The sequence below is a fragment of the Candidatus Babeliales bacterium genome (assembly GCA_035944115.1).
Classification (GTDB): domain Bacteria; phylum Babelota; class Babeliae; order Babelales; family Vermiphilaceae; genus DASZBJ01.
In genome coordinates, this window is record DASZBJ010000035.1 from 22,152 (window position 1) to 31,138 (window position 8,987).

General features: G+C 40.1%; 9 protein-coding genes and 2 tRNA genes. 1 reads left to right on the plus strand and 10 read right to left on the minus strand.

What is annotated here, in order from left to right:
- Nucleotides 1–10: 10 nt before the first annotated feature.
- Nucleotides 11–1,054: a hypothetical protein gene (locus tag VGT41_04170; GenBank protein ID HEV2601471.1), complete on the minus strand. Its 1,044-nt coding sequence runs from the start codon at nt 1,052–1,054 to the stop codon at nt 11–13.
- Between the two features lie 395 nt (nt 1,055–1,449).
- On the opposite strand from VGT41_04170, the gene VGT41_04175 reads away from it, so the two are divergent.
- Nucleotides 1,450–2,370, plus strand: coding sequence for a hypothetical protein (locus VGT41_04175; GenBank protein ID HEV2601472.1), 921 nt, complete (start codon nt 1,450–1,452; stop codon nt 2,368–2,370).
- Nucleotides 2,371–2,647: 277 nt separating this feature from the next.
- On the opposite strand, the gene VGT41_04180 is transcribed toward VGT41_04175, so the two are convergent.
- The 9 genes from VGT41_04180 to atpD all read right to left on the minus strand — a co-directional run bounded on the left by VGT41_04180 (nt 2,648) and on the right by atpD (nt 8,750).
- Nucleotides 2,648–2,725, minus strand: a tRNA-Glu gene (locus tag VGT41_04180).
- Nucleotides 2,726–2,746: 21 nt separating this feature from the next.
- Nucleotides 2,747–2,822 (minus strand) — tRNA-Lys (locus tag VGT41_04185).
- Between the two features lie 151 nt (nt 2,823–2,973).
- On the minus strand, nt 2,974–3,717 hold the full coding sequence (locus tag VGT41_04190) for an ATP-binding cassette domain-containing protein (protein HEV2601473.1): 744 nt from the start codon (nt 3,715–3,717) through the stop codon (nt 2,974–2,976).
- Nucleotides 3,704–4,363, minus strand: coding sequence for an amino acid ABC transporter permease (locus VGT41_04195; GenBank protein HEV2601474.1), 660 nt, complete (start codon nt 4,361–4,363; stop codon nt 3,704–3,706). Before VGT41_04195 ends, VGT41_04190 begins: the two co-directional genes overlap by 14 nt.
- The gene (locus VGT41_04200) at nt 4,360–5,124 is read right to left on the minus strand and encodes an ABC transporter substrate-binding protein (GenBank protein HEV2601475.1); all 765 of its coding nucleotides are present in this window, start codon (nt 5,122–5,124) and stop codon (nt 4,360–4,362) included. The genes VGT41_04195 and VGT41_04200 overlap by 4 nt, the downstream gene beginning before the upstream one ends.
- Nucleotides 5,114–5,314, minus strand: a complete 201-nt coding sequence (locus VGT41_04205) for a hypothetical protein (protein HEV2601476.1) — start codon at nt 5,312–5,314, stop codon at nt 5,114–5,116. The genes VGT41_04200 and VGT41_04205 overlap by 11 nt, the downstream gene beginning before the upstream one ends.
- A 155-nt stretch (nt 5,315–5,469) precedes the next feature.
- Nucleotides 5,470–7,071 (minus strand): DUF87 domain-containing protein, encoded by a 1,602-nt coding sequence (locus VGT41_04210; GenBank protein HEV2601477.1) that lies wholly within the window; start codon nt 7,069–7,071, stop codon nt 5,470–5,472.
- Nucleotides 7,068–7,310, minus strand: coding sequence for a hypothetical protein (locus tag VGT41_04215; GenBank protein ID HEV2601478.1), 243 nt, complete (start codon nt 7,308–7,310; stop codon nt 7,068–7,070). The genes VGT41_04210 and VGT41_04215 overlap by 4 nt, the downstream gene beginning before the upstream one ends.
- Nucleotides 7,311–7,313: 3 nt before the next feature.
- Nucleotides 7,314–8,750, minus strand: a complete 1,437-nt coding sequence (atpD, locus tag VGT41_04220; GenBank protein HEV2601479.1) for a F0F1 ATP synthase subunit beta — start codon at nt 8,748–8,750, stop codon at nt 7,314–7,316.
- Between the last annotated feature and the right edge of the window lie 237 nt (nt 8,751–8,987).

The window sequence follows — 8,987 nt, forward strand, 5'->3', positions numbered from 1 at the left end:
AGTAATCTCTTTATAACGTTGATTTAATCGGTGTTTGTCGAGTGTCTAGCTCTTTCAATACAGAAGACATCTGATTGAATGTTTGCTTTAAATCGAGCGAATGTACCAGAAATGCCTTCCCTGCCTTTAAAGCAACATTAACGTCTCTATAAGACGAATCATAATCTTCCCCAAAGCTCGCTACGTGCTCATAATCACCCGTTGATAATAAAAATTCATTTATCTTTTTATTGTGTACGGCCCCTGCGCATAAGAAGACGTTACGAACATGTGCGTTTTCGTATATGTCGTCTATCGCGGCAATCTCAACCATGAAACCGGGAGTTGATAGTGTATCACCCAACTCAGAATCAGAAACAGGGCATGTATGCATAAAATCTAACAGCTGTTCCCTGATATAATTGTTTTTAATATTACTCATGGTCTTGTTGATAGCTATTCTATACAATGCATCAAAACCTTTACGCTCTTTCTCATCTAACACAGCAATATTAAACACAGAATCCATCTTGTTATGTTTCCTAAAGTCATACCACATCTTTCTCTGTTCAATATTTGTGCACGATATTCCATGCAAAGTTGAATGAATATCCAGCAAAACCATTGGAGAACATTCTTGTATTATCCCTAACGTATTATTAATGGGTTCGCAAGATTTTTGGCTTTCAATAAAGCCCCCCATTATCTCATCTGCCATTTTTGCTATCTGAGCCTTAAGGACGTCATCACCTACATTACAACCTATCATTATCAGGGCTTTAGTCTCAGAATTCCAATTTGCTGCTCCCTGAGTGCTTACATCTTCAACCAAACAATGCACCGATTCTCCCTGCTCCTTTAATCCCTTCATAATAGAAATCAAATCCACTCTATTTTTGATTGTATTTTGTACCCCTATATTATCTATATGGAGATCTCCCAAAGCAAAAACAAGCTGTTTGGTCTTTTTATTAAACAGTACGTTACAATTGATGTACACAGCGTGCGAAGATAAGCTAATCAACAATAATAGGCCGGTGAAAAACAAAGTAATTTTTTGCAATACACTTTTCATATCAAACCCCATGTGCTCTTATTTAAAATACCCGTAACACTTTGCTTGCTTCATTAGGCCATTCTATGTGTGCCTAAGTACGTTAGAAAGGCCTAAAAGCCCTGCTTATAAAGGTATCAAGGCATTACAATCTGTCAATTTGCCTTGCTTCCGTCTACGCATTAAGCTTTGCTGGACCTTGTCGTTAAAACGTTGCCAGATAGGCGCTACGACGACCGGGGGTTTTTTGTTCTTATTAGCTTTTCCGTCTTTGCCTAAAGGCTACGACGTGATATGTTGGAACCGGCCACGACGTAGCGCTTGCGCGTAGGCGGGATGGCGAGAATTTTCGGATAAGCTGTAAGATACTATATAGTTCAACTTATCTATAATAATTTTTTGAAAGATGAATGCTCATGAAACACCTATTATGGATTGCCTTATTTGGCACTTTGACCTCACTTGCATCACAACAAAACAATAGCAACAATTTTGTCGGCATACAGCAATGGGCCAAAGATTTTTATATCGGTGCCGCCAGTGGAACCGTAGGGATGACCGTTTATGCGCCTTTTCATTATGCCCAAAATAGACGTATACAAAGACTCGGTATTCTTCTTAATAAACAAGCACAATTATCAGCACCTAAATCATTGCAAGCGAACATTAAACAAATTATGAGTGGTTCACGGGCGCTGATTTTCGGAAAAGTTCCAGCTATTGCAATACAGCAAGCTGGGTACGCAGGCATAATCAGAAAGTTAGAAAGCGAAGGTACTGCAGCTTCGGAAACGGAAAAATTAGGCGCGAACATTACTGCGGCAATCTTTTCTGCACCGGTAGCAAATGCATCACAACTTGTTGCTTTACATCAAGAAAATCAAAAAGAAAAATGTAACATTTTAAAAACGATACATTCATTCCCTCGAGGATATAAAGATTTATCTCGTGGCCTAGGTCCGGTTATGGTAAGAGAAACATTATTTATGCTTATTTTTAATCAACTATTACCAAAAGTTAAAAATGAAACTCAGAAGATAACCAATGATGAAGCGATGGCGTATCTTATCAGCGCTCCAATAGCGGGTGCATTGGTTACTGGTTGTACGCAACCGGCAAACGTGAATGTTACCTATTTGCATGCAGATATAGCGCAAAAAAAATATAAAGGATTTTGGAGTTTTATGGATGCTTATCATGCAATGAAGAGCAAAGGGATAGTTGCCGAATCATTCAGAGGTACAGGATTGCGTGCTCCAGGAGTTATGCTTGGATTGGCTGCTATGAATAAAGCAAAGGAAGAAATGCTATCTGCTCAAAATAATGTGAAGTTATGAGCGTAAATTGTTAGAATTACAAAAATAGTTCAGCAGAAAACGACTTATGCTTGCCTCTTCTTTTTCGTTAAAACTATGTAGGACAGGTGCCACGACGATCGTAGGTTCTTTGTTTGTACTAGCTTTTAAATAGGGTGAGTTTTTTTGGATAGGCTTGCAAAAAAATAACACCATTGCAATATCATTAATGCTATGGTGTTTTATTAGCGTAGTAGGAAGTTTTATTTTGTTAAGACCTTTAGAGACTGGCCTGCCAGGCATTTCTTTCAGAAATGACTGGCGTCCCCAAGGGGATTTGAACCCCTGTTTACGCCGTGAAAGGGCGGTGTCCTGGACCGGGCTAGACGATGGGGACAGTCAATTTTTGATATAAAAATGGTGAGCCGCGTTGGACTTGAACCAACGACCCACAGCTTAAAAGGCTGTTGCTCTACCACCTGAGCTAGCGGCTCGCCCACAATTTTTAATCACTGTCGTATGAATGGAAATTTCAAAAAAGAAATAACTACTAGAATGATATAGGTAGGTGCTTATTTTGTCAAGGATAATATTAAAAAAATTGCTGTAACAAAATAAAAATGGTGGTTTTTTGACAATAAGAGTCTAAAAAACTGGCTCCATATTTTCTTCTAAACTGGTACCGGAAACGAATGCATCAATGCGTGGGTAAATATTTTTATTGCGTAAAAAATCGCTTGATCGTGCTGATTCGATTATGTGACCAGCTTGCATTAAATAAATCGTGCAATCTATTTTTTCAATGAGCATAGTGTCATGGGTTGCAATCAAAATAATGTACCCTTGGCTGGCAAGATCCTGAATAATGTTTGCCACATGGGTGGTGAGTAACGGATCAAGAGCAGAGGTTGGCTCATCAAGACAGAGTATTGTTGGTTTGAGCGCTAATGTTCGTGCAAGAGCGACTCGTTGTTTTTGTCCGCCAGATAATTGAGAAACAAATTTTTTCTTTTTATCGGCAAGTCCGTATTGTTGCAAAAGTTCATCAGCAATGTTCTGCGCTTGCTCGGTTGTTTTTTTAAGAACGTGTGTCAGAGAAATGGTAATATTTTCTTCTACCGTAAGATGCTCAAAGAGATTAAAATTTTGAAATACCATACCAACGGTGTGCTGATTGTTAACTTGTGTCAGGTTGAGCTCTTTATCGTCAAGAGAGAGCGATCCCCCATCGATTGATTCAAGGTTATTCAGTATACGGAGTAATGTTGATTTCCCCACACCTGACTGGCCAAGTAGTAGTGCAATTTGACCGCGATTGACGTTAAAAGATACCGCATCAAGAATTGGTTTGCCGTGAAAAATTTTGGTGAGAGATTTAATTTTGAGCATGACACCTCAGTTTTTTTTCTAAAAGATGCAAGAAGAATGAAAGCATCGATGTTAATAGTAAGTAGAAAAATGCAACGCAGCAATATACGGTTATGGCGTCAAAGGTTACGCTTTGCACATGACGCGCTTCCTTTGTAAGTTCCATCACACCTACCGTTGAAGCAAGACTTGAATCTTTAACGAGAGTAATAAGTTCATTGTTGATAGAAGGCAGAATAACGCGCAGCGCTTGCGGTAGAATAATCAGGCGCATCGTTTGTACGCGATTCATGCCAAGTACTTTTGCCGCTTCGATTTGTCCAGTGCCAACTGATTGGATACCGGATCGAATAATTTGACTTAAATATGCAGCGCTGTTCAGACCAATTGCTACTGTTGCGGCCCAAAAATCAGGGAGCCGTATACCGATTTGTGGTAACACAAATACCGCCATAAAAATTTGAATCAGCATCGGCGTGCCACGAAATACGGTTATGTACAGTGTGACGAAAGTACGTAAGATTTTATTCTTGCTGGTGTGTGCAATGCCTAAGATTGTTCCGATAATGATACCAATCATACATCCTAAGGCGCCAATTTCTACCGTAACTAAAGCACCGTGTAAAAAATTGGGAAGATATTGAATGATGAGTGCAAAATTGATCATGCAAATCCCCATTTTGCTTTTATGCTAGCCAGCGTATTATCTTTTTCCATTGCATCGAGTGCATTTTGTATTGCGGTAAGTAGTTCAGGATGTTGCTTTGATACTGCAAGCGAGTAACTATCATGTACGCCATCGAGAGTAAAGATGTTGAATGCTGTTTTACCATGTTTATCAAAATATGGTTTTACCGAACTTTGTGCCGCAATAAATGCATAGGAATGTCCAGAGGTGAGTGCTAAAAAGCCTTCAGTAGGTGTTGCAAGTCGTTTAACGATTGGTCCTTGGATGGTGGACATGTATTGATCTGCAGTGTACCCCTCATTAACTACCACCTGCTTGCCATCAAGATCGCGCAGATGTGTTATTGGAGGATTGTTTGCCATGCTAATAACGATGAGTGGATCACCAGAAATATATGGTTTTGTGAACAGTACATTTTTCGCTTTTTCTGGAGTTGCAGTTAATCCTGCCGCAATCACTTGTATGTCTCCAAATTGTAACTTCGGTAGTAACGAATCGAATGACATGTCTTTAAGGAGCGTCGGTTTGTCAAGTCTATGTGCCACTTCTTTGATGATATCGATATCAAGGCCAACAATCGTGCCATTATCTATGAACGTAAAAGGAGGATATTCTGCGTTGGTACCAACAATAAGAATGTTGTCTGTAACGGGGGGAGTTGTTTTACGCAACGAAAACCACGCAAATAAAAACGTTGCAAGAAGGAGGAAGATTATGGAAAAGGGAGAGTTATGTTGCATACAGATTCCTTTGGTTAGAGCTTATCAGACAATTAGTTAATGGATTAATGTATTGCAAAATATTGCGGTAGATGGACACTGCAAGATGTAGTTGGCGTTCGATCGTCTTCACGAGCGTATGCGTGGTGATCCAGGAAATTGTGCGCTCAGCATGAGCGCTACAAAATAGACCATTTTTAATTGTATTCATCTAAATATTTCTTTATTAATCTGGATCGCCACGCACGCCAATGGCGGCTCGCGACGACGATCGTGGGGTTCCTTGTTCTGCTTAGTTTTCAAATACGACGAAAGTTTTCGGATGAGCTCTCAGCATATCATTGATTATTCGAAGATCAATCTATCTTAAAATAGCTCTTTAATAAAGTGATCAACTTGTGCGGGCGTAATTTGTGTGCTCATTGCTTGGTAAAACTGTTCCCCGTATTCCCGTGTCTGAATCACTACTGGCATTGCAAGCGCATGACCTAAAAGGAGTGCCTGCTTTTTACTATCAAGAGCTGCTAAAATGGTACGTAAATTTTGAGCATTGTTAATACCAGTAAGTGCTGCGTTGATATCTTTTTCATCATTAAGTTGTGCAATGATTTTCGTGCCGATTTGAGAAATAATTTCTGGATCGATTCCCGATGGTCGTTGATCAACAACCAGCAAAGATACATAATATTTACGCATTTCGCGTGCAATGGTACCAAAAATAGTTTGTCGTGCCGCAACAGGGTTTAAGAATTTGTGTGCTTCTTCGATAGTGATCATCAGTTTTTGCGGTTCGTCACTTTTTTGTTGTGATCCGAGAAACAGTTCTGTTTTTGCAACATATTCTGTATGGATACGACGGGTGATAATGTTTGCGATCAGCAGGTAGACAAACGTGGAGCTAAAGTTTCCAAATTCAATGATGATGCTAATGCCTTTACTGATGTATTCCATCATCTGATCAATTACCGATATATTGTTACCATGTGCTTTGCTAAAAAATGGTAGACGTTCAATTCGTTTTAGCTTTCTATATAATGCCGCGATTGATTCTGGATGAGCACCTAAGCTCTGTGCAAACTCTTTTAAATTTTCGCCTTGACTGAGCAGCACTTGTAACCAATCTTGCTTGTATTGTGCAGTAATCAGATATGCAGCTTCCAACGCAGTAGGATGCAGATTCAGTTCGCCTTGCAGAGAGATAATATCTTCAACATGAATTGCGCGGTAATCAAGTTGTATTTCAACATCTGGCGATCCGCCGCGTCTGCGTGTGGATACTGGATCTAAAGAGAAGATGGCGACAGAATCAGGAAACAGGGTTTTAAGTCCTTTCACGAACGATCCATCTTTTCCTTCTTTGCGTGCTTGCAATCCGTACTCGCTATGCATATCAAAAATAAGATTTACCGCTTTTTGATTTTTAATAAGACCTGCTAGTACCAATCGGGTTAAGAATGTTTTTCCCGTTCCTGTTTTTCCAAAGATACCATTACTTCTTTCGGTCAGTCGTTCAAGATCAAGGCATACGGGTGTATCCATATCAAGAGGGCTACCAATATTAAAATATCTTTTTGTTGGATCGGATTCATCGCCAAATATGTATGCAACATCCTGTTTTGTTGCTTCATATACCGGTGCAAAATGAGGAGGAACTGTTTTTACCGGCAGACGCTCTTGCTGTTTATTGAGCATGAGCATTGCTTTCAGTTGTGCAGTTGCGTAGATGTCTTTTTTTTGCAATGTTGCGGTTAATAGCTTTTCTTCCGGTGTTGGAGGAAAGAGTAAAATATCAGGGTTGCTCACTTCCAAACTGAGATCGGTAATCAAAGAAAAAAATCGGTATTCATTACCGACAATGGAAACAAACTTTCCGGTTTTAATCTGCTCCAAGGCGGTATGAGATGCGATGCGCATCAAAAAGCCGTTGGTGAGTGATCCAGAGATAATGGTTCCCAATATTTTTTTCATACTGATTTCAGCAAAGCTGTTATGGAGGTTCGGGTGATATTAATGATTCCCTGCTGCGGAGTGACCGATTCGATTTTCCCTGTTGTTAAGCAAAAGGTAATCGGTTCTTCTGGCGTAAGGGTCAAAACAGTAGGTGCATGATCTGGTAAAATGACAAAATTTCCGGCAGGACTATTACATTCTAACCAAGAAATATCGTACATTTTTTTTTCTTCTGGGGTAATTATAATTAATTGCATAGTTTAAAGCGTCTGAAGTTGTTTGCCTTTTTCTTCTGCCTGTTCAATGGTGCCGACCATATAAAATGCATGTTCTGGCCAGTTGTCACATTCTCCATTGATAATGCGTTCAAAATCGCTGATTGCTTTGGTACGTGGTACATACTGTCCTGGGATGCCGCTTGCAAATTCTGCGGTAAACAACGGCTGTGTTAAAAATTTCTGAATTCGCTTTGCACGATTCACCGTTTGTTTATCTTCTTCTGAAAGTTCTTCCATACCTAAAATTGCGATGATGTCTTGCAGTTCTTTGTATCGTTGCAAAATATTTTGTATGTTGCGGGCAACTGCGTAATGTTTTTTACCAACAATATGTGGATCAAGTCCTTTGGAATTTGATTGTAATGGATCGATAGCAGGATAGAGGCCAAGTTCTACTAACTTTCGCGATAACACGGTGCTTGCATCTAAATGCATAAATGTGGTTGCTGGTGCTGGGTCGGTGATGTCATCTGCAGGAACATACACTGCTTGAATTGAGGTGATTGATCCATTGATCGTGTTGGCGATTCGTTCTTGGAATGCACCCATTTCGGTTGCAAGAGTTGGTTGATATCCAACTGCGGATGGCAATCTGCCCAGTAGCGTTGAAACTTCAGATCCTGCTTGGACAAATCGGAAGATATTATCAATAAATAGTAAAACGTTTTTCTTTTCTTGATCGCGGAAATATTCTGCCATGGTAAGTCCGGTCATACCCACGCGCAGTCGTGCACCCGGCATTTCACCCATTTGCCCAAAAACTAACGCGGTTTTATCAAGGACTCCCGAGCGCTTCATTTCCAGCCATAGCTCGTTACCTTCTCGCGTTCGTTCACCGATACCGGTAAATACTGATACACCGCCATGCTCGGTTGCGATATTGCGAATCAGTTCTTGTACTAAAATTGTTTTTCCAACCCCGGCACCGCCAAAAAGACCGATTTTTGATCCTTTAACGTACGGACAAATAATATCAACAACTTTAATTCCCGTTTCTTGGATTTCATCAGTAATTTTTTGTTCGATAAATGGTGGTGTTTCGCGATAAATGGGCCATCGTTTATCGGTTACTAGCGGCTCTTTATCATCGATAGTTTCACCAAGCACGTTAAATATCCGTCCAAGTACTGCTTTGCCAACGGGCACGGTAATTGGGGATCCGGTATCATGGACCTGTAATCCTCTGCAGATATTGAACATATTATCAATTGCTATGCAGCGTACAAGGCCGTCACCCAGTTGTTGTGCCACTTCGACAACAATATGAGTTGCTGGCGTGCCATTTGATTCTGGAATAAGAACATGCAGTTCGTTTAAAATGTTTGGTGCATGTGCGCGCTCGAACTGTACATCTATGATCGTACCGCTTACGCGTAACACATACCCATTATTTAGATTGTCTTCTTTGATTTCTGCCACGGTTTTGCTCAATTAAAGGGATCAAAGGATAATTTCTTTATTTATGCTAATTATATGCTAGTTAAACTGGCTTTATTTGTAAAGAAAGAATGCGTTATGATCTTGCAACAGTTTTGTAGACACAAGGAACCTAGAGTGGATTACCTCTGTCGCCGGTAAGGCGAGCTTCACCCTACTGCTCCTATAAGATATTTCTGTTCAAACTCATCCGGCGTTAGATAACCTAATGTTGAATGG

Bases quoted from the DNA above. Each gene is read 5' to 3' on its own strand.
- VGT41_04170 (HEV2601471.1), bottom strand. From the start codon at position 1,054: ATGAAAAGTGTATTGCAAAAAATTACTTTGTTTTTCACCGGCCTATTA.
- VGT41_04175 (HEV2601472.1), top strand. From the start codon at position 1,450: ATGAAACACCTATTATGGATTGCCTTATTTGGCACTTTGACCTCACTT.
- VGT41_04190 (HEV2601473.1), bottom strand. From the start codon at position 3,717: ATGCTCAAAATTAAATCTCTCACCAAAATTTTTCACGGCAAACCAATT.
- VGT41_04195 (HEV2601474.1), bottom strand. From the start codon at position 4,363: ATGATCAATTTTGCACTCATCATTCAATATCTTCCCAATTTTTTACAC.
- VGT41_04200 (HEV2601475.1), bottom strand. From the start codon at position 5,124: ATGCAACATAACTCTCCCTTTTCCATAATCTTCCTCCTTCTTGCAACG.
- VGT41_04205 (HEV2601476.1), bottom strand. From the start codon at position 5,314: ATGAATACAATTAAAAATGGTCTATTTTGTAGCGCTCATGCTGAGCGC.
- VGT41_04210 (HEV2601477.1), bottom strand. From the start codon at position 7,071: ATGAAAAAAATATTGGGAACCATTATCTCTGGATCACTCACCAACGGC.
- VGT41_04215 (HEV2601478.1), bottom strand. From the start codon at position 7,310: ATGCAATTAATTATAATTACCCCAGAAGAAAAAAAAATGTACGATATT.